Origin of the sequence: Celeribacter halophilus (assembly GCF_900114135.1) — a bacterium.
Taxonomy (GTDB): domain Bacteria; phylum Pseudomonadota; class Alphaproteobacteria; order Rhodobacterales; family Rhodobacteraceae; genus Celeribacter; species Celeribacter halophilus.
This window is the reverse complement of sequence record NZ_FORY01000010.1, coordinates 59455-78399: the sequence shown is the minus strand read 5'-3', so window position 1 is coordinate 78399 and position 18945 is coordinate 59455. Positions and strand designations below refer to the sequence as shown.

Annotated in this window: 14 protein-coding genes, 1 tRNA gene and 1 riboswitch; of the genes, 7 read left to right on the top strand and 8 right to left on the bottom strand. The window is 60.6% G+C overall.

What is annotated here, in order from left to right; genetic code table 11:
• Window positions 1–222: 222 nt before the first annotated feature.
• From BM152_RS11790 to gltX, 6 genes are all read right to left on the bottom strand, one after another.
• Window positions 223–298, bottom strand: a tRNA-Ala gene (locus BM152_RS11790).
• A gap of 58 nt (window positions 299–356) precedes the next feature.
• Window positions 357–818, bottom strand: coding sequence for a thioredoxin TrxC (gene trxC, locus BM152_RS11785; protein WP_066605568.1), 462 nt, complete (start codon window positions 816–818; stop codon window positions 357–359).
• Window positions 819–932: 114 nt separating this feature from the next.
• On the bottom strand, window positions 933–3779 hold the full coding sequence (gcvP, locus tag BM152_RS11780; protein ID WP_066605571.1) for an aminomethyl-transferring glycine dehydrogenase: 2847 nt from the start codon (window positions 3777–3779) through the stop codon (window positions 933–935).
• A gap of 122 nt (window positions 3780–3901) precedes the next feature.
• Complete coding sequence (gene gcvH, locus BM152_RS11775; RefSeq protein WP_252735594.1) at window positions 3902–4273, bottom strand: glycine cleavage system protein GcvH; 372 nt, start codon at window positions 4271–4273, stop codon at window positions 3902–3904.
• A 24-nt stretch (window positions 4274–4297) separates the two neighbouring features.
• The gene (gene gcvT, locus BM152_RS11770; protein ID WP_066605573.1) at window positions 4298–5425 is read right to left on the bottom strand and encodes a glycine cleavage system aminomethyltransferase GcvT; all 1128 of its coding nucleotides are present in this window, start codon (window positions 5423–5425) and stop codon (window positions 4298–4300) included.
• Window positions 5426–5580: 155 nt separating this feature from the next.
• Window positions 5581–5665: riboswitch (glycine riboswitch) on the bottom strand.
• A gap of 129 nt (window positions 5666–5794) precedes the next feature.
• Window positions 5795–7117, bottom strand: a complete 1323-nt coding sequence (gene gltX / locus BM152_RS11765) for a glutamate--tRNA ligase (RefSeq protein WP_066605574.1) — start codon at window positions 7115–7117, stop codon at window positions 5795–5797.
• Window positions 7118–7198: 81 nt separating this feature from the next.
• Here gltX and BM152_RS11760 point away from each other — a divergent pair, with 81 nt between their 5' ends.
• The 3 genes from BM152_RS11760 to BM152_RS11750 all read left to right on the top strand — a co-directional run bounded on the left by BM152_RS11760 (window position 7199) and on the right by BM152_RS11750 (window position 9884).
• The gene (locus BM152_RS11760; protein ID WP_066605575.1) at window positions 7199–7615 is read left to right on the top strand and encodes a metallopeptidase family protein; all 417 of its coding nucleotides are present in this window, start codon (window positions 7199–7201) and stop codon (window positions 7613–7615) included.
• A 100-nt stretch (window positions 7616–7715) separates the two neighbouring features.
• On the top strand, window positions 7716–8660 hold the full coding sequence (locus BM152_RS11755; protein ID WP_066605576.1) for an MBL fold metallo-hydrolase: 945 nt from the start codon (window positions 7716–7718) through the stop codon (window positions 8658–8660).
• Between the two features lie 270 nt (window positions 8661–8930).
• Window positions 8931–9884, top strand: a complete 954-nt coding sequence (locus tag BM152_RS11750; protein WP_066605580.1) for a 1-phosphofructokinase family hexose kinase — start codon at window positions 8931–8933, stop codon at window positions 9882–9884.
• A 32-nt stretch (window positions 9885–9916) separates the two neighbouring features.
• Here the strand turns inward: BM152_RS11750 and BM152_RS11745 are convergent, their stop codons facing one another.
• The gene (locus BM152_RS11745) at window positions 9917–11152 is read right to left on the bottom strand and encodes an Hsp70 family protein (RefSeq protein ID WP_066605583.1); all 1236 of its coding nucleotides are present in this window, start codon (window positions 11150–11152) and stop codon (window positions 9917–9919) included.
• Window positions 11153–11352: 200 nt separating this feature from the next.
• Window positions 11353–13011, bottom strand: a complete 1659-nt coding sequence (locus BM152_RS11740) for an NAD+ synthase (protein ID WP_066605585.1) — start codon at window positions 13009–13011, stop codon at window positions 11353–11355.
• Between the two features lie 215 nt (window positions 13012–13226).
• Between BM152_RS11740 and BM152_RS11735 the strand changes: the two genes are divergently transcribed.
• The 4 genes from BM152_RS11735 to BM152_RS11720 all read left to right on the top strand — a co-directional run bounded on the left by BM152_RS11735 (window position 13227) and on the right by BM152_RS11720 (window position 18908).
• Window positions 13227–14657, top strand: coding sequence for an MORN repeat-containing protein (locus BM152_RS11735; protein ID WP_111481380.1), 1431 nt, complete (start codon window positions 13227–13229; stop codon window positions 14655–14657).
• A 291-nt stretch (window positions 14658–14948) separates the two neighbouring features.
• A complete protein-coding gene (locus BM152_RS11730) occupies window positions 14949–16526 on the top strand; it encodes a 2-isopropylmalate synthase (RefSeq protein ID WP_066605591.1) in 1578 nt (525 codons plus the stop codon).
• Window positions 16527–16653: 127 nt separating this feature from the next.
• On the top strand, window positions 16654–17631 hold the full coding sequence (locus BM152_RS11725) for a zinc-binding dehydrogenase (protein WP_066605596.1): 978 nt from the start codon (window positions 16654–16656) through the stop codon (window positions 17629–17631).
• Between the two features lie 239 nt (window positions 17632–17870).
• Window positions 17871–18908 carry a rod shape-determining protein gene (locus tag BM152_RS11720; protein WP_066605599.1) on the top strand — a complete coding sequence of 346 codons (1038 nt, stop codon included), beginning with the start codon at window positions 17871–17873 and terminating at the stop codon, window positions 18906–18908.
• Window positions 18909–18945 lie beyond the last annotated feature (37 nt).

The following is an 18945-nucleotide window of genomic DNA, read 5'->3' as shown; positions in this document are numbered from 1 at the left end:
GTTGCGCCCAATTAACGCCCATCCAAGATCCAAGCGGCGCTTTGTGTCTGATTTATTTCTTTGTGCCGGCGCATAATAATGCCTGACAACAAAGACCTTCCGCGAAAAGTCAGAGACGGAGCGCGTTTGTTCTGAACCTGCAAAACTGCCACCACACCTTGTGTTTCAGAACATACTTGACCCTAAGATGAACTCTTATGGTCCAATAACAAAACGGGAAAATGGTGGAGTTGATCGGGATCGAACCGACGACCTCGTCATTGCGAACGACGCGCTCTCCCAACTGAGCTACAACCCCACGCTGGTGCAAGATTTGAAAGTTTCGGGCCGAAAAGTCAAGCGGCCCGAAACAGGTTTCAGGCGGGCATTTTGCCGTTTTGCTCGACAAAGGCCACAATGTCGCGGGCCGGACGTGCGCCTGCGATGCGCGCGACTTCCTTGCCGCCTTGATAGAGGATCAGCGCGGGAATACCGCGGATGCCGTTTTTCATCGACACGGTCGGATGGTCCTCGGTGTTGATCTTGGCAAAGCGCGCACGGCCTTTGAGTTCTTGCGCGGCCTTGGCGAATTCCGGTGCCATCATGCGGCACGGGCCGCACCACGGAGCCCAGAAATCAACGAGAACCGGCAGATCATCTTTGGTGGACAAAGCCTTCAGCCCTTTCGGGTCAAGCTCTGCCACTTTGCCTGACATCAAAGGCTCGCCACAGGTGCCGCATTTCGGACCGGCAGAGAGCTTTGCCACGGGCACGCGATTCACCTGACCACAGGTCGGGCACGCGAGTTTGACATCCGTTTTATCAAGAGTAGCGACCATTGCGGTGGCCTCCCATTCACATTCATATTGCAGAATATATGTGCCCGAATGGCCTCCGGTTCAAGAGGTCAGAATGACGCTCTTTCCGCAAACACCTTCGGACACACTCCCCCGCTATTCTGCGGCTTCAACATAGTGTTCCGGCGGCGGACAGAGGCAGATCAGGTTGCGATCACCATAAGCGTTGTCCACACGTCCCACAGGCGGCCAGTATTTGTCCACGCGGAAGGCCCCCGGTGGGAAACAGCCCTGTTCACGCGGATAAGGCCGGTCCCACTCTGCCACCAGATCGCCCACCGTATGCGGCGCGAGTTTCAGCGGGTTGATGTCCTCGGGGAGTTCCCCGCTTTCGATCTGCGCGATCTCGGACCGGATCGACAGCATCGCCTCGCAGAACCGGTCAAGCTCCGCCTTGGTTTCGCTTTCTGTCGGCTCGATCATCAAGGTGCCGGGCACGGGGAAAGACATGGTAGGCGCATGAAAACCGCTGTCGATCAGCCGCTTGGCGATATCGTCCACGGAGACACCTGTGGTCTTCTCGAAAGCACGCGGGTCCACAATGCACTCATGCGCCACACGCCCCTGTTTGCCCTTGTAAAGCACAGGGAAGGCCTCATCGAGACGGGCGGCGATATAATTGGCATTGAGGATTGCCACCTTCGTCGCCTGCGTCAGCCCTGCGCCGCCCATGAGCATGCAATAGGCCCATGAAATCGGCAGGATCGAGGCGGAGCCGTATTGTGCGCCGGACACAGGGCCGACCTCGCCCGATCCGTCAGGCGCGCCGGGCAGGAACCGAGCAAGATGCGCTTTGACGCCGATGGGGCCCATGCCCGGACCGCCGCCGCCATGAGGGATGCAGAAGGTCTTGTGCAGATTGAGGTGGCTCACGTCGGAGCCGATCTCTCCAGGTTTCGCCAGCCCGACCAGCGCGTTCAGATTCGCCCCGTCGAGATAGACCTGACCGCCATGGTCATGGGTGATCTTGCAGACCTCTTTCACCGTCTCCTCGAATACCCCGTGAGTGGAAGGATAGGTGATCATACAGGCGGCAAGTTTGTCGCCTGCCGCTTCGGCCTTGGCACGGAAATCTTCCAGATCAATGTCGCCATTCTCCGCCGACTTCACCACCACGACCTTGAGACCCACCATCTGCGCAGAAGCCGGATTGGTGCCATGGGCCGACATGGGGATGAGGCAGATATTGCGCCCGCCCTGCCCGTTTGCGCGGTGATAGCCCATGATGGTCAGAAGTCCGGCATATTCGCCCTGCGCACCGGAATTGGGCTGCATCGACATGGCGTCATAGCCGGTGATCTCGCAAAGCTTCGCGCTCAGGTCCTCGATCATGTAGCGATAGCCTTCGGACTGGTCCACAGGAGCATAGGGGTGGATCGCGTTGAATTCCGGCCATGTAATCGGCATCATCTCGACAGCTGCGTTCAGCTTCATTGTGCAGGAGCCGAGCGGGATCATCGCCCGGTCCAGCGCCAGATCACGGTCCGCCAAGCGCCGCATGTAGCGCATCATCTCGCCCTCGGCGCGGTTCATGCCGAAAATCGGATGGGTGAGGTACTCACTCTCGCGCAGAAGCGTTTCGGGGAAACCGAGACCGGGGAAGTCCTCCGGCACCTCTGCCTCATGCCCGAAGGCGCGCCAGACCTTTGTGATGACCTCATCATCGGCCATTTCATCCATCGAAATGCCGATCCGGTTCTTGCCCACCTTGCGCAGGTTGATCCCCTCGGCCACGGCGGAACGCAGGATCACGCCCTGCATCGCGCCAACCTCAACCGTGATCGTGTCAAAGAACGCATCCGGCGAGACTTTGAACCCTTCGGCCTTGAGCCCTTCGGCCAGTTTCACCGCCTTGGCGTGGATTTGTTCACCGATGGCGCGCAGTCCTTGCGGCCCGTGGAACACGGCATAAAACGACGCCATGACCGCCAACAAGGCCTGCGCCGTGCAGACATTGGAGGTGGCTTTCTCGCGCCGGATATGCTGTTCGCGGGTCTGAAGGCTCAGGCGATAGGCGCGGTTGCCGTTGGCATCGACAGAGACGCCGACAATCCGGCCCGGCATGGCGCGTTTCATCGCATCCTTGCAGGACATGAAGGCCGCGTGCGGACCACCAAAGCCCATCGGCACGCCAAAGCGCTGCGCCGATCCGACCGCAATATCGGCATCCATCGCACCCGGATCCTTGAGCATCGTCAGCGCCATAAGGTCAGTCGCCATGATCGCGACCGCCTTACCGGCGTGCAGAACGGAGATCTGATCGGTGAAGTCCGAGACATGGCCGTAGGTACCCGGATATTGGAAAATCGCACCAAAGACATCTTCCGGCTCCAGCGCCGCCGGATCGCCGATGACAATCTCGATGCCCAGAGGGGCCGCGCGGGTTTTCATCACTTCGATATTCTGCGGATGGCAGTTCTCGTCCACAAAGAACCGCGCCCCTTTCGACTTCGACACACGTTTCGCCATGGTCATCGCCTCGGCGCAGGCGGTGGCCTCGTCCAGAAGCGAGGCATTGGCGACCGGCAGCCCTGTCAAATCGCTGACCATTGTCTGGAAGTTCAACAAGGCCTCCAGACGCCCCTGCGCAATCTCCGGCTGGTAGGGCGTGTAAGCCGTATACCATGCTGGGTTTTCAAGGATGTTGCGCTGGATCGCGGGCGGCGTGGCCGTGCCGTAAAACCCCTGACCGATGAGCGAGGTCATCACGAGATTGCGCTTGGCCACCTTGCGGATATGGCCCAGCACCTCATGCTCCGTCATCGGCGCCCAGTTCAAAGGCTCCATCTGCCGGATGCCCATCGGCACGGTCTCGTCGATCAGCGCATCCAGAGAGGAGACACCGACCACGTCGAGCATCTCCTCCATCTCCGCCGGAGAAGGGCCGATGTGGCGGCGGTTGGCAAAATCATAGGGATTATAGGATGAGGGTGTATAGGCCACGATTGCGTTCCTTGACGCGTGTCCACACAAGGGTAAGGCAGGCTTGTGCGGACACGCTATGCGACGGTTGAACAGTTGGGACGTTTCGAGAAAATCTTGCCTCACGCTTTTCCCGAAAGGCGTTAGCCGATGTAGGCTTTGTATTCCGCTTCGGACATGAAATCGTCGAGTGCGGACATATCCTCGATCTTCATTTTGAAGAACCACGCATCCCCCAAGGGATCTTCACCCACCTTGCCCGGATCTTCGGTCAAAGGTTCGTTCACCTCGACGATCTCGCCATCCAGCGGCGCCAGAATGTCGGAGGCGGCCTTGACGCTCTCGATCACCACGACCTCGTCGTCTTTCGACACGGTCGCGCCTTCGTCCGGCAGTTCGACGAACACCACGTCGCCCAGTTGTTCTGCGGCGTGTTCCGTGATGCCGACGACGACCAGATCGTCCTCGACGCGGAGCCATTCGTGTTCTTCGGTAAATTTGATATCAGCGGCCATTTCAGTGGTCCCTTTAGGTCAGTTTCAGCGTTTGTAAGTTGAAGGGCGGAAGGGCATCGGCGCCACCGTGACCGGCAGGCGTTTGCCCCGCAATTCTGCGAAAACTTCGGTATCATTGGCGCAATAGTCAACCGGCAGGTAGCCCATCGCCACAGGGCGCGCGACCGAAGGGCCGAAGCCGCCGGAGGTGATCTCCCCGATCTGCGCATCACTCTCTGCCGTGGCGAACAGCGGCGTGCCTTCGCGCATCGGCGCACGGCCTTGGGGCAACAGACCCACACGTTTGCGCGCGGCTCCCTTGTCCAACTCGCTCAGGATACGCTCCGCGCCGGGAAAGCCCCCTGCCCGTGCGCCGCCGGTGCGCCGGACCTTCTGGATCGCCCATGCGATATTGCCTTCGACCGGTGTAGTGGTCGTGTCTATGTCATGGCCATAAAGGCACAGCCCTGCCTCAAGCCGCAGACTGTCGCGCGCGCCAAGGCCGATGGGTGCAACCTCCTCCATTGCCACAAGCGCTTCGGCAATTTCCGCAGCGCGAGCGGCAGGGATCGAGATCTCGAACCCGTCCTCACCCGTATAGCCGGAGCGCGAAATCCACCATTCGTCCTGACCAACCTTGAGCCGCACACTGTCCATGAATTTCAAATCCGCGACCTGTGGCACCAGACGGGCCAAGGCTACCTCCGCCATCGGCCCTTGCAACGCCAGAAGCGCGCGGTCGGTGATCTCCTGCACCGTCACATGATCCGGCAGCTTTGCGCGCAGATGGGCAATGTCCTCCGCCTTGCAGGCCGCATTGACCACAAGAAACAACCCCTCCCCCGTGTTCGAGATCATCAGATCGTCAAGAATACCGCCCGCGTCATTGGTGAAAATCCCGTAGCGCTGCCGCAAAGGTTTCAGGCCCAGCACATCAACCGGCACGAGAGCCTCCAGCGCAAGGGCCAAGGCGTCATGACCCTCCTGCGAGCTCAGCATCACCTGCCCCATATGCGAGACATCAAACAATCCCGCCTGAGCACGGGTATGCAGATGCTCTTTCATCACGCCCAGCGGATATTGCACGGGCATCTCGTAACCCGCGAAGGGGACCATCTTGGCCCCGTGCGTGAGGTGGAAGTCATAAAGCGGCGTGCGCAAAAGTTCGGTCATCAACGAGCCTCCAAGGTTTCTCGCCCGACGCAAACACGCCCGGCATCACAAGGCGGGTTTCCCCGCTGGATGCCCCCTCTGTCTTGGTGCCTGAGATCGTTATCCCTTCGGCGGAGGTCCGGCCCGATGGACCAACCCCTCTCTCCAGAGTGTTTGACCGTGCGAAGGTCCGTTTACCTGAGAGTTTCCCGGGGCGGTTGCTCCTTCGGTAGGGGTGGCCCCTTCTCCCGACGCACGATGTTGAGGCCACGTTAGTGGAGCTGTGGATTCGGGGCAAGGGAGAAAGTTTCCTATCGGAAACCAAAGACGAAAAAACCGCCGCTCGGAGGTTCCGGCGGCGGCTTTCTGTTGATTTTTGAACAAGTCAGATTAAAGAGAGGGCTTTTTCTGCAAAAGCGGCAGAACGTGGGACATATCCGGTCCGCGTTCCATGCCGGTCACAGCCTTGCGCAGCGGCATGAACAAGCCTTTTCCCTTGCGACCCGTCGCCTCTTTCACCGCACTAGTCCACTCTTTCCAGCTCTCGGCGGTATAGGGCGGCTCCGGCAACATGGCGAAGGCTTGCGCCACAAACTCTTTGTCCTCGTCCGCCACCAACGGCGTCGCACCGTCGCGGAACAACTTCCACCAGCCTTTCATATCGGCTTTCACAGTGATGTTCTCGCGCACAACGGTCCAGAACGGTTCCGCAATCTCAGCAGGAACGCCCAGCGCAGTCACATCGTCAGCCACATCCGCGAAGGGTTTGGTGTGGTTGATCTGCGAGGTCAGGGCGAACAGGTCCTGCGTGTCGAATTTCGTCGGCGCGGACCCGAAGGTGGAGAGATCGAACCCTTCGATCAACTCTTCCATAGAGGTGCGCAATTCAACCGGCTGGCTGGAGCCCAGACGCGCCATCAGCGACAAAAGCGCCATCGGCTCGACGCCCTGTTCGCGCAGATCACGCAAAGACAGCGTGCCGAGACGTTTCGACAGCGCCTCGCCTTGCGGTCCGGTCAGAAGCGAGTGGTGGGCGAAGGTCGGCACCGTGCCGCCCAGCGCTTCGATAATCTGGATTTGCGTGGCCGTATTGGTCACATGGTCGGAACCGCGCACAATATGGGTCACACCATAGTCCACATCGTCGCAGACAGAGGCGAGCGTGTAGAGGAACTGGCCATCGGCACGGATCAGCACCGGATCGGAGACGGAGGCGGCATCAATCGAGATGTCACCCAGAATACCGTCAGTCCATTCGATGCGTTTCTGATCCAGCTTGAACCGCCAGACCCCGTCGCCCCGCTCGGCGCGAAGGGCGTCTTTCTCGGCGTCGGTCAGCTCCAGAGCGGCGCGGTCATAAACCGGCGGCTTGCCCATGTTGAGCAGTTTCTTGCGCTTGAGGTCCAGTTCTGTCGGCGTCTCGAACGCCTCATAGAAGCGGCCTTTGGCGCGCAATTCATCGGCGGCGGCACGATAGCGATCCAGACGCGTGGACTGTTTCTCGAACCGGTCCCAAGTGAAGCCCAGCCATTCGAGATCTTCAAGAACCCCGTCGGCATATTCCTGAGTCGAGCGTTCCTGATCCGTGTCGTCGAGGCGCAGAATGAACTGCCCTCCGGCCTTTCGGGTAATCAGATAGTTGAACAGCGCAGTGCGCAGGTTGCCGACATGAATAAAGCCCGTGGGCGAAGGCGCGAAACGTGTGACGATCATCGTAGGTCTCCTGTTGCGCTTCCTCTTTCATATCGTGACCGAAGAGTCCATATCGGAGCAAGCCCCAACCGGAGTTCTATGATGACATCACCCCTTCTTGATGCAACCGCGCCCGATCTCGACCTGATCGAGGACATCGCCCGCGCCACAATGGCCGATCTGCCGCCGGCCTTCAAAGTGCTGGCCGCGAATGTCGCGCTGACCGTGATGGACTTCGCGCCGGAAGATTTGCTGGCCGAGATCGGCATTGCCGACCCGTTCGAGCTTACGGGGCTTTATACAGGCATCCCGATGACCGAGAAATCCACCATGGATCAGGCCACCGCGCCGGACACGATCTGGCTGTTCCGCAGGCCCATTCTCGATGAATGGTGTATGCGTGGGACTGTGACGCTGCAACAGATGGTGGCCCATGTCACCGTGCATGAGCTGGCGCATCATTTCGGCTGGTCGGATGACGACATCGCCACGATCGACAAGTGGTGGGAATACGACTGAACGGTGAGGCCGGTCGGGCATCTGCGATTTGACGAAAATGTCATGCGATCTTTTCCCTTCCCGTGCTATCCTTGATGCCAACAACATCGGGAGATCACAGATGAAAATTACAGCACAACCGTCCAGCCCCTACCTGTCACGTCGCCACCTTCTTTTGGGGGCCGCCGCCCTGCCTGTCGCTTCCAGCCTGCCCTTTGGCGCATCAGCAGAGGCGCCGATAATGGGCGCTTCGCTTGCGCCCTATCGCCGCTTTGCGCTCGGAAATTTCGAGGTCACGACGCTTTTGGCAGGCACCCGCACCGTCGCGGACCCGCACAAAATCTTCGGGCTGAATGCCACGGATGAGGATTTCGCCGCCGCTTCCGAAGCCGCCTTCATCCCCGCAGATGCGGCCCAGTTCTTCTTCACCCCCACGCTGATCAACACCGGCGCAGAACTGATCCTGTTCGACACGGGTCTGAACCCCGCAGGCATCACCGCCGCGCTGGAAGCTGCGGGCTATACCGCCGATCAGGTGGATCGCGTGGTCATCACCCACATGCATGGCGACCACATCGGTGGCATCTATGACGGCACGCCGACCTTTGCCAATGCGGCCTATTCCACGGGCTCTGTTGAAATGGGCCATTGGGAAAGCACAGGCAACGAAGGGTTCGAAGCGAAAATCCGTCCCCTTCAGGAACAGTTCGACCTGCTCAAAGGCGGATCTGAAGTCGCCCCCGGCATCACCGCGATGGAAGCCTTCGGTCACACGCCCGGCCATATGGCGTTCCACATTGAAAGCGAAGGAGAGCGCCTGATCCTTGCGGTCGATTTTGCCAATCACTACGTCTACTCGCTCGCCCATCCCGATTGGGAGGTCAGCTTTGACGCCGACAAAGCCGCCGCCGCACAAACCCGCCGCAAGATGCTCGACATGATGGCTGCGGATCGCGTGCCCTTCATCGGCTACCACATGCCCTTCCCCGCCATCGGCTATGTCCGCGCCGTTGACAGCAGTTTTGAATATGTGCCCGCGAGCTATCAGATGATGATCGAAAGCTGACGGAACGCCGTCACGGATTTACTTTCGACGGCCTCACTCATCACGGTCGCAGCCCCTCCGCTGCGGCCGTTTTCATGTCCCGAACATGCAACATGCCGCCTCGACCTCGCAAATTCTGCCTGAACCGCCTGTTATGCCGATGAATTTTCATGCCAATTCTGATAATTCTTCACAAATCCGGCGTTGATCCTGACCTTGATCAAAGTTGTTATCGCTACCGCATGTAAGCTAGGCTCCGGATTGACTCGCTGGCGAACGGGATACACGCACATGACACACATTCTGACAATCACGCTGAACCCGACGGTGGATATTTCAACCGCTACGGCTCGTGTCGAGGCGGGACCGAAACTGCGATGTCAGACGCCGGAGGCCGATCCGGGCGGCGGCGGGATCAATGTGTCTCGCGCCATCAAGTTTCTGGGCGGCGACAGCACGGCATTTATCGCGGTGGGGGGCGAGACGGGGGCACAGCTTTTGCGGCTTCTGGCTGAAGAGCGCGTGCGCTTCACCGCGTTTTCCGTCAATGGCGGGGCAACGCGGCAATCCATGGCGGTCACAGAGGAAGAGACCGGCAAGCAATACCGTTTCGTGATGCCGGGGCCGCATTGGGATCAGGAGATGGTCGAGGAATCCCTCAACGCCATCGCACAGGCCGCGCCCTCCAGCGGAGTGGTCGTGCTCTCCGGCTCACAACCGCCCGGTGTGCCGCTGGATTACACCGCCCGCCTGTCCCGCAGGCTTGAGGCCAAAGGCGTGCAGCTTTTCGTCGACACCTCCGGCCAGCCCTTGCGCGAACTGGTGAAACATCCGGCCAACCCTTCTGTGCTGCGCATGGATGATGTCGAGGCCGAGGATGTGGTGGGCCATGCGCTGCCCACCCGCGCCGCGACAGCCGATTTTGCCTCCGATCTGGTGGCGAAAGGCGTGGCGCAGACGGTCATTGTGGCGCGCGGCTCGGACGGGTCCACACTGGCCAATGCCGAAGGGCGCTGGCATGCCTCACGCGCCATTGATCCCGCCGAGGTAGTCTCCGCCGTTGGTGCAGGGGACAGTTTCGTGGGCGCTTTCTCTCTGGCGCTCACGCGCGGCGAAGAGATGCAGCAAGCCCTGTGTTACGGAACCACCGCCGCAGCCGCCGCCGTTCTGACCGCAGGGACACAACTTTGCACTGCTCAGGATGTCACACGGCTCTTGTCCGGTTGCGAGTTGATCGCGCTCTGATCCGGCGCGGGTCTCTGGCGTGGCCCCCGACCTCAGGCACCTTGTGCCGAGGCAATCGCCAAACCGTCCACCACTGCCGTGAACGCCTCGCCACGCAGGGCGCGGGCTTCCGGCAGGACGGCGCGACAGGCCGTTTCCACCACATGCATCAGGCTTGATCCGCCAACATAGACCACGGCCCCCACCGCCTCCGCAGACAGGCCCGCAAGCATCAGGGTCTCACTGATCGCCTCCGACAGTTCCGCCCGATAGCCCGCCAGATCATCGGCCAGAGCTTGCGAGACCAAAGGCGCGGACAGGCCCTTTTCGATCAGCGCCAGATCAATCTGCGCATCGCGCCCGCCATTGGCCACAATCTTTGCGGCCTCGACCGCAAAGGCCAGATCATGCCCCAACTCGGCCTCGATCACCTCCACAAGGCGGGAAAGCTTGTCCGGCTCCACCGCGTGGCGTTCGAGATCGCGCACCTTGCCCAGCGTCTCGCGCGTGTAGAGAAAGGGGATTTTCTGCCATGTGGCCAGATCGTTGAACAATGTCGCAGGCATGGGCAAAAGCCCGTCGCCCAAGGTCCGGCGCAACTGCGTGCCCGCCCCCAGCAAGGGCATGGCATGGGCGAGGCTCAATGCGCGGTCGAAATGCGTCCCGCCCAGCCGGATGCCGTGGGAGGCCAGAACATCGACCTTACCGCCCTCCTTGCGAAACAGGGTGAAATCCGATGTGCCGCCGCCGATATCGACCACAAGGCCGATTTCCAAGGGCTGCAAATCCTGCGCTGCCAAGGCGGCCGCCTCGGGTTCCGCAAGGAAGCGCACGCGCTGGAACCCCGCCATTTCATAGGCTTCGCGCAGATCGTGTTCGGCCTGCGCATCGCGTTCGGCATCTTTGGAATGGAAATGCACCGGACGACCGGAAACCACCCCCGTCACAGGTTGGCGCAACTGCTCTTCGGTGCGGGTTTTCAGGGTGGCGAGGAATTGCGCGATGACTTCCAGAAGGCTCTGGCGCTTGGCCCCGATGGGGCGGGTCTCGCGCAGAAGCGGGGTGCCCAACACGGATTTGAGCGCCCGCATATAGCGCCCTTCCTCTCCGTCGATGAGGGCGCGATTGGCCGCCGATCCGAGACGCATTCCGCCTTTGGCATCAAAGAACACAGCGGTGGGCAGGGTCTTTTCCCCCGGCTCCAGTTCGACCAGCCACGGCGTGCCGTTCACCGCCAGTCCAAGCGCGGAATTGGAGGTGCCAAAGTCGATGCCAACGGTGAGTTCCATGCGCGCCCTTTCCGGTCCGAAAGCGCGTTCTCTAACGGTCTGTGATGCAGGGGGCAAGAGGCTTTGCCGCGAGAAATCCATGCGCCCTCACCTGACGCTCCTTCTCTCTGCGTTAAGGTTAATCAGATTAAGATTAACGCGAAGGAGCTAGGGCGAGAGTGAAGGTGGAAGGGCTATGTCGGCGCGACAGGCGGCGCGGGTCAGCTCGGGTCGCGCCAGCGGCTGGCAATCGGATAGCGGCGATCCAGCCAGAAGGCTCGCGGCGTCAGACGTGTGCCCGGCGCAGACTGGAATCGTTTGTATTCCGAAATATAGAGCAGATGTTCGATCCGCTTCACCGTATCATGATCGAACCCTGCCGCGACCAGATCGGCCACGCTTTCGTCACGGTCCACCAACCCTTCGAGAATTGCATCCAGCACCTCATAGGGCGGCAGGCTGTCCTCGTCCTTCTGGTCGGGGCGCAATTCGGCTGAGGGCGGTTTGTCGATGATCGATACGGGGATGACCTCACCCTCTGGTCCCTTCATCCAGTCGCGGTGATTGGCATTGCGCCAGCGGCATTGCTCGAACACCCGCGTCTTGTAGAGGTCCTTGATCGGGTTATAGCCGCCGTTCATATCACCGTAGATCGTGCAATAGCCCACCGCGACCTCGGATTTGTTGCCAGTGGTCAGAAGCATGGAGCCGAACTTGTTCGACAGCGCCATAAGCAACAGCCCGCGCAGGCGCGACTGGATGTTTTCCTCGGTCGTGTCAAAGGGCAGATCGCCAAAGATCGGCGCAAGCGTGTTGGTGATGGCGTCGCGGCCTTCGGAGATCGGCACGAAGTCATAGCGGCAGCCCAGACGGGTCGCGATATCCTTGGCATCTTCCAGCGAGCTTTCCGACGTGTATTCGGAGGGCAGCATCACGCAATGCACATTCTCCGCGCCCAGCGCATCTGTGGCAATCGTGGCGACAATGGCCGAGTCGATCCCGCCGGACAGGCCCAGAACCACCTTTTTGAAGCCGGTTTTGCCCAGATAGTCGCGCAAAGAGTCGACCATCGCGCGGTAATCCTGCTCCCACTCGTCGGGCTGCGGCGTGATCTCGCCATCGGTCGCCCACCAGCGCCCTTCGGATTTCTCGAAATCCACATGACGCAGCGCCTCGTCAAAGACCGGCAGGATATGCGCGGGCTTGCCGTGCCGGTTGAGCACAAAGGAGCCGCCGTCAAAAACCTGATCGTCTTGTCCGCCGACCATGTTGAGATAGACCAGAGGCACATCATTCTCGACCACCCGCGAGACCATATGAGTCAGCCGCGTATCGAATTTGTTGCGGTAGTAGGGCGAGCCATTGGGCACCAGCAGAATTTCCGCCCCGCTTTCCACCTGTGCCTCGGCCACATCCTCGTGCCACGCATCTTCGCAGATGGGCGAGCCAATGCGCAGCGGGCCGATGGCATAGGGGCCTTCCAGCGGGCCTTCGGCAAAGAGGCGTTTTTCGTCGAATACCTTGTAATTCGGCAGATGATGCTTGCGCAGCACCTGTTTGACGCGGCCCTCCGCGAGAATCCAGTAGCCGTTGTAAAGCGCATCGCCATAAGAATAGGGCGCACCGACACCGATGGCCGGACCATCGGACGTCAGGGCCGCCAGTTCTTCCACTTTGGCCATGGCCGTGTTGACCAGAACCGGCTTCATCACCAGATCCTGCGGCTGATACCCGATCAGGAACAGTTCGGGAAAGGCGATCATATCGGCCCCTGCGGCCTTCGCCTGCGCATGGGCGGCCCGCACCTTGTCCGCATTGGCATCTATCGCGCCCACGGTCGGGTTGAGCTGGGCAAGGGTAAGGCGGAATTTCTCGGTCATGGCACTCATGCGTCCTGATATCTCGGGCCAAGGTTTAGCAGAATGACGCCCAAGGGAAAGACGTTCATGCCAAAAACATTTGAAGCCCGCGACCCAAGCCCCTAGTCTGGCGCGCGACAGGCTCTCTACGGGCCAAGGTCCACCTAAGCGCCACGGACGCCACAGGCAGACCCCGACAGCAACTCATCTGGAATGGGACAGACATAGTGACACGGATGCGCATTACGCTTTTCGCGGCAACAATGATCGGGGCCATGCCCCTGACCATGAACGCACAGGACACGGGAGCGGTCGAGACCCACCAGTTCGAAGACGGCGGCATTTACGAAGGGACGTTCAAAGAGGGGCTGCGCGACGGCGTCGGCACCTACACCCTGCCCAACGGCTACGAATATACCGGCGAATGGGTCATGGGCGAGATCAAGGGTCAGGGGATTGCGCGTTTCACCGACGGATCGGTCTATGAAGGCGCTTTCGACAAGGGCAAACCCCACGGCTATGGCAAGATCACCTATGCCGATGGCGGCACCTACGAAGGCGACTGGGTCGAGGGCGAGGCCACCGGCTCCGGCGTTGCGGTCTATGCCAATGGCGTGAAATACGAGGGCGGCTTCCTCTCCGCCAAACATCACGGGCAGGGCCGACTGGAAAGCCCCACGGGCTATATCTACGAAGGCGGCTGGGTCAATGGCGTCAAGGAGGGCAAGGGCAAGATCACCTACCCCGAAGGCGCCACCTATGAGGGCGAACTGGCCCGCGACCAGCGGCACGGTCAAGGCGTTCTGGTCACGGACGAGGGCATGATTCTCGATTGCCAGTGGGTCGACAACCAGTGCAACGGCACAGGCACGATCACCCAGCCCAACGGCGACGTCTATGTGGGCGAGCTGGTCGGCGGCAAACGTCAGGGCACGGGCAAGGTGACCTATGCCAATGGCGATGTCTATGAGGGCGAATTCGACGACGACAAGCGCGACGGACAAGGCACCTTCACCGGTGCGGACGGCTATCTCTATGTCGGTGAATGGACCCAAGGCCGGATCGAGGGGCAGGGGCAAGTGACCTATCCCGACGGGTCTGTCTATATCGGAGAATTCCTTGACGACCTTTCCCACGGGCAAGGCAAGATCACCTACCCGAACGGCACGACCTATGAGGGCGAATGGAAATACGGCGTGATCGACGGCACAGGCGTGGCGCGCTATGCGGGCGGGCTGGTCTATGAAGGCGAATTCCAGAACGCGCAGAACCACGGCAAGGGCAAGATGACCTATCCCGATGGTTACATCTATGAGGGCGACTGGGTCGATGGCCAGCGTCAGGGCAAGGGCAAAGGCACCTATCCCGACGGCACTGTTTACGAAGGCGATTACGTTGCCGGTAAACGCGAAGGCATCGGCACGATCACCATGTCTTCCGGCTTCACCTACACGGGTGAATGGAAAGCTGGCGAAATTCAGGGCCAAGGCAAGGCAACCTATGCCAATGGCGATGTGTTCGAGGGCATGTTCGTCGCGGGAAAATCCAACGGCCACGGCACCATCACCTATGCCGACGGCAAGGTGGTCTCCGGTGAATGGGTGGACGGGGCGTTGGTCTCCGAGGACAAACCCGAAGCTGAGGCCGACACCGCACCTGCGGAGTAAAGCCCTATTGCAAAACGGTTTTTTCTACGGAAGGCGGGGTTGAACCGCACCGCCTTCCGGCAAGAAATGCCTCTGACAGAGAATTTGGGGTTTTCAACCGGACCTCAGACAGTATATTCCACCCTCATGACGAATAAGGCACATATCTCCACCCTGCCCCTGCGCACCCGCGCAGCCCTTCGTCGTGAGCTTCTTCTCCTTAGCTGCCTCTGAGCGTGCCGTCGGCGCGATGCTCAGAGGTGACCAGATGCGCCGGATCGCAACGCTAAGGACCATAAGAGAGATTTCAAAATGACCAATACATCCAAACAGGACCGCGTCCTGATTTTCGACACGACTCTGCGCGACGGCGAACAAAGCCCCGGTGCCACGATGAGCCATAACGAAAAGCTCGAGATTGCCTCCATGCTCGACGAAATGGGCGTGGACATCATCGAAGCGGGCTTTCCGATTGCCTCCGAAGGGGACTTTGAAGCGGTCAGGGATATTGCCAAGAACTCGAAGAATTCCGTGATCTGCGGTCTGGCACGCGCCAGCATCCGCGACATTGACCGCTGTATGGAAGCGGTCAAACACGCCGCCCAGCCGCGCATTCACACCTTTATCGGCACCTCGCCCCAGCACCGCGAGATCACCGCTCTTTCGATGGACGAGATGGCCGACAAGATCCACGAGACCGTGACCCATGCCCGCAACCTGACGGACAATGTGCAATGGTCTCCGATGGATGCGATCCGCACGGAGCATGACTATCTTTGCCGCGTGGTCGAGATTGCGATCAAGGCCGGTGCCACCACGATCAACATTCCCGACACTGTGGGTTATACCACCCCGCGCGAATCCGCCGCGATCATCGAGATGCTGCTCGAACGTGTGCCCGGTGCCGACGAGATCATCTTTGCGACCCACTGTCACAACGATCTGGGCATGGCGACCGCCAATGCTCTGGCGGCTGTCGAGGCTGGCGCGCGCCAGATCGAATGCACGATCAACGGTCTGGGCGAACGCGCGGGCAATACCGCGCTGGAAGAAGTGGTCATGGCGCTGAAAGTGCGTGGGGACATCATGCCCTATACCACCGGCGTCGATACGACCAAGATCATGAACATCTCGCGGCGCGTCTCCCAGGTCTCCGGTTTCCCCGTGCAGTTCAACAAGGCTATCGTCGGCAAGAACGCCTTTGCCCACGAGAGCGGCATTCACCAGGACGGGATGCTGAAGAACAAGGAAACCTTCGAGATCATGCGCCCGCAGGATGTGGGTCTGACCGGCACCTCCCTGCCCTTGGGCAAGCACTCGGGCCGTGCCGCCCTGCGCGCCAAGCTCGAAGATCTGGGCTATCCGATGGAGGACAACCAGCTCAAGGATGTGTTCGTCCGCTTCAAGGATCTCGCCGATCGCAAGAAAGAAGTGTTCGACGACGACCTGATCGCGCTGTTGCGTGACGCGGGCGCGGCGGACCAGAACGAGCGCATCAAGGTCAAGTTCCTGCGCGTGATCTGCGGCACCGAAGCCCCGCAATCCGCCGATCTGATCCTCGAAGTCGATGGCGAGGAAAAACAGGTGACCTGTCAGGGCGACGGTCCGGTGGACGCGACCTTCAAGGCGATCAAGTCCATCTTCCCGACAACCGCACGTCTGCAACTCTATCAGGTCCACGCCGTGACCGAAGGCACCGATGCGCAGGCCACGGTCTCCGTGCGCCTCGAAGAGGATGGCAAGATCGTCACCGGCCAAAGCTCCGACACGGATACGGTTGTGGCCTCGGCCAAAGCCTATGTGAACGCGGTCAACCGGCTTCTGGTGCGGCGCGAGAAATCCGCACCGGATGCGGATGTGAAAACGGTCAAATACACCGACGCAAGCTGATCACAGCTTTCTGAACTCTCTGGTTCACTTTTCGAGGGGCGCGCCTTGGTGCGCCCCTTGTCTTGTGCGGGCAAGGCCTTAGCTCTGCTCACAAGACACAAAGACACATAGCCCACTGGAGCCACCTATGCGCAGCGCAACCCATGCCACCTTTGGCGATCCCGCCGAAGTCATCACTGTCACCGAAACCGACACGCCCGTGCCCCAGACCGGCGAGGTGCTGGTGCGAACAATTCTCTCTGCGATCCACAACCACGATCTCTGGACCGTGCGCGGCGAATATGGCGTCAAACCGGACCTGCCTGCCACCGGCGGCACCGAAGCCGTGGGGGTGATTGAAGCCGTCGGTCCCGAGGTCGACAGCGCGCTGGTCGGCAAACGTGTCACCGTGGCTGGCACGATGGGCACATGGGCCGACTATTTCACCGCCCCCGCCGCCTCCGTCCTGCCCCTGCCTGACGCCGTGTCGGACGAAGACGCCGCCCAACTCGTCGCCATGCCCTTCTCCGCCATCTCGCTGTTGGAATTTGCCAAGGCGAAAGCCGGCGACTGGATCGTGCAAACCGCCGCCAACGGGGCGGTGGGCAAGATCATCGACACGCTGGCCAAAACCCGCGGCATCCATGTGGTCAACATCGTCCGCCGCCAAGCCGCCGCCGAGGAATTGCGCGCCAGCGGTGTGCAAAACGTGGTCTCGACCGATCAGACCGACTGGAAGGAGCAGGCCAAATCCATCATCGGTGAACAAGGGGCCCAAATCGCCATCGACAGTGTCGGGGGCAGCACTGCCAATGATCTCGTCGACCTGCTGGGCTGGGAAGGCCTGCTCGTGACCTTCGGCACCGCCGACGGTGGCGACATGATCCTGAATTCGGGCCAGCTCATCTTCAAACACATCACGGTCAAAGGCTTCTGGGGTGCGAAAGTCTCGCAACATATGGCCCCCGAAACGCGCAAGGCGCTGATCTCCGAACTGGTCACACTGGCCGCACAAGGCAAACTTCCGCTGGATGTCGAGGCCATCTTAGACCTTTCCGACGCCCCCGCCGCGATGCAGGCGGCCCAGACGCCGGGACGCAAAGGCAAGGTGCTCTTGCGCGCCTGAGAACAGGCGCCGGACCACACGACCCGAATAGGCAAGCCGGAAACGGCTCTGAAACCTGCGCAAAGGCCAGCGCAAAGGCCAGCGCAGGTTTCACAAACCAGTCATCACAGGCGGAAAGTGGCGGTTCCTTGCCATCTCGGACTATGCCGCCCCTTTTCCCCCAGCCCCGCGCCCCCTATAAGTCTGCCGATACGGGGGATTCTCCCCTTTTTGCGGCTTGATGGGGCATCGGGAACACAATGGCGGGATTTGCGGGTTTATTCTCTTCTGACATGGCGATCGACTTGGGAACAGCGAACACGCTGGTCTATGTCAAAGGCAAAGGCATCATTCTCAACGAACCGTCCGTGGTGGCCTATCACGTCAAGGACGGGCGCAAACAGGTGCTCGCCGTGGGTGAAGACGCCAAACACATGCTGGGCAAGACCCCCGGCTCTATCGAAGCCATCCGCCCGATGCGCGAAGGGGTGATTGCCGACTTCGACACCGCTGAGGAAATGATCAAACATTTCATCCGCAAGGTTCACAAACGCACCACCTTCTCCAAGCCGAAAATCATCGTCTGCGTGCCGCACGGGGCCACCCCCGTTGAAAAACGCGCCATCCGTCAATCCGTGATGTCCGCCGGTGCACGCCGCGCAGGTTTGATCGCGGAACCGATTGCCGCCGCCATCGGCGCAGGGATGCCGATCACCGACCCGACCGGCAACATGGTTGTCGACATCGGCGGCGGGACCACCGAAGTGGCCGTGCTGTCCTTGGGCGACATCGTTTATGCGCGGTCCGTGCGCGTCGGCGGGGACCGGATGGATGACGCCATCATCGCCTACCTGCGCCGCCAGCAGAACCTCCTGATCGGGGAAGGCACCGCCGAACGGATCAAGACCACCATCGGCACCGCACGGATGCCCGATGACGGGCGCGGTGCAGTTCTGACCATTCGCGGGCGCGACCTGTTGAACGGTGTGCCGAAAGAGATCGAGATCAACCAGGCCCAAGTGGCCGAGGCTCTGGCCGAACCGGTGCAACAGATTTGCGAGGCGGTGATGACCGCTCTGGAAACCACCCCGCCGGATCTGGCCGCCGACATCGTGGACCGTGGCGTGATGCTTACCGGTGGCGGGGCTTTGCTGGGCGAGTTGGACCTTGCCCTGCGCGAACAGACCGGACTTGCCATCTCGGTCGCTGACGAGTCACTGAATTGTGTGGCCTTGGGCACTGGCAAAGCGCTGGAGTATGAGAAACAACTCCGGCACGTTATTGATTACGACAGCTGAGGGCCTGCGCCGATTAGGCGCGCCTCGGGCGGCCTGA

What these genes read in the sequence shown, in the direction of transcription:
- trxC (WP_066605568.1), bottom strand. Translation starts at nt 818, where the DNA reads ATGGTCGCTACTCTTGATAAAACGGATGTCAAACTCGCGTGCCCGACC.
- gcvH (WP_252735594.1), bottom strand. Translation starts at nt 4,273, where the DNA reads ATGGCCGCTGATATCAAATTTACCGAAGAACACGAATGGCTCCGCGTC.
- gcvT (WP_066605573.1), bottom strand. Translation starts at nt 5,425, where the DNA reads ATGACCGAACTTTTGCGCACGCCGCTTTATGACTTCCACCTCACGCAC.
- gltX (WP_066605574.1), bottom strand. Translation starts at nt 7,117, where the DNA reads ATGATCGTCACACGTTTCGCGCCTTCGCCCACGGGCTTTATTCATGTC.
- BM152_RS11760 (WP_066605575.1), top strand. Translation starts at nt 7,199, where the DNA reads ATGACATCACCCCTTCTTGATGCAACCGCGCCCGATCTCGACCTGATC.
- BM152_RS11755 (WP_066605576.1), top strand. Translation starts at nt 7,716, where the DNA reads ATGAAAATTACAGCACAACCGTCCAGCCCCTACCTGTCACGTCGCCAC.
- BM152_RS11750 (WP_066605580.1), top strand. Translation starts at nt 8,931, where the DNA reads ATGACACACATTCTGACAATCACGCTGAACCCGACGGTGGATATTTCA.
- BM152_RS11745 (WP_066605583.1), bottom strand. Translation starts at nt 11,152, where the DNA reads ATGGAACTCACCGTTGGCATCGACTTTGGCACCTCCAATTCCGCGCTT.
- BM152_RS11740 (WP_066605585.1), bottom strand. Translation starts at nt 13,011, where the DNA reads ATGACCGAGAAATTCCGCCTTACCCTTGCCCAGCTCAACCCGACCGTG.
- BM152_RS11735 (WP_111481380.1), top strand. Translation starts at nt 13,227, where the DNA reads ATGCGCATTACGCTTTTCGCGGCAACAATGATCGGGGCCATGCCCCTG.
- BM152_RS11730 (WP_066605591.1), top strand. Translation starts at nt 14,949, where the DNA reads ATGACCAATACATCCAAACAGGACCGCGTCCTGATTTTCGACACGACT.
- BM152_RS11725 (WP_066605596.1), top strand. Translation starts at nt 16,654, where the DNA reads ATGCGCAGCGCAACCCATGCCACCTTTGGCGATCCCGCCGAAGTCATC.
- BM152_RS11720 (WP_066605599.1), top strand. Translation starts at nt 17,871, where the DNA reads ATGGCGGGATTTGCGGGTTTATTCTCTTCTGACATGGCGATCGACTTG.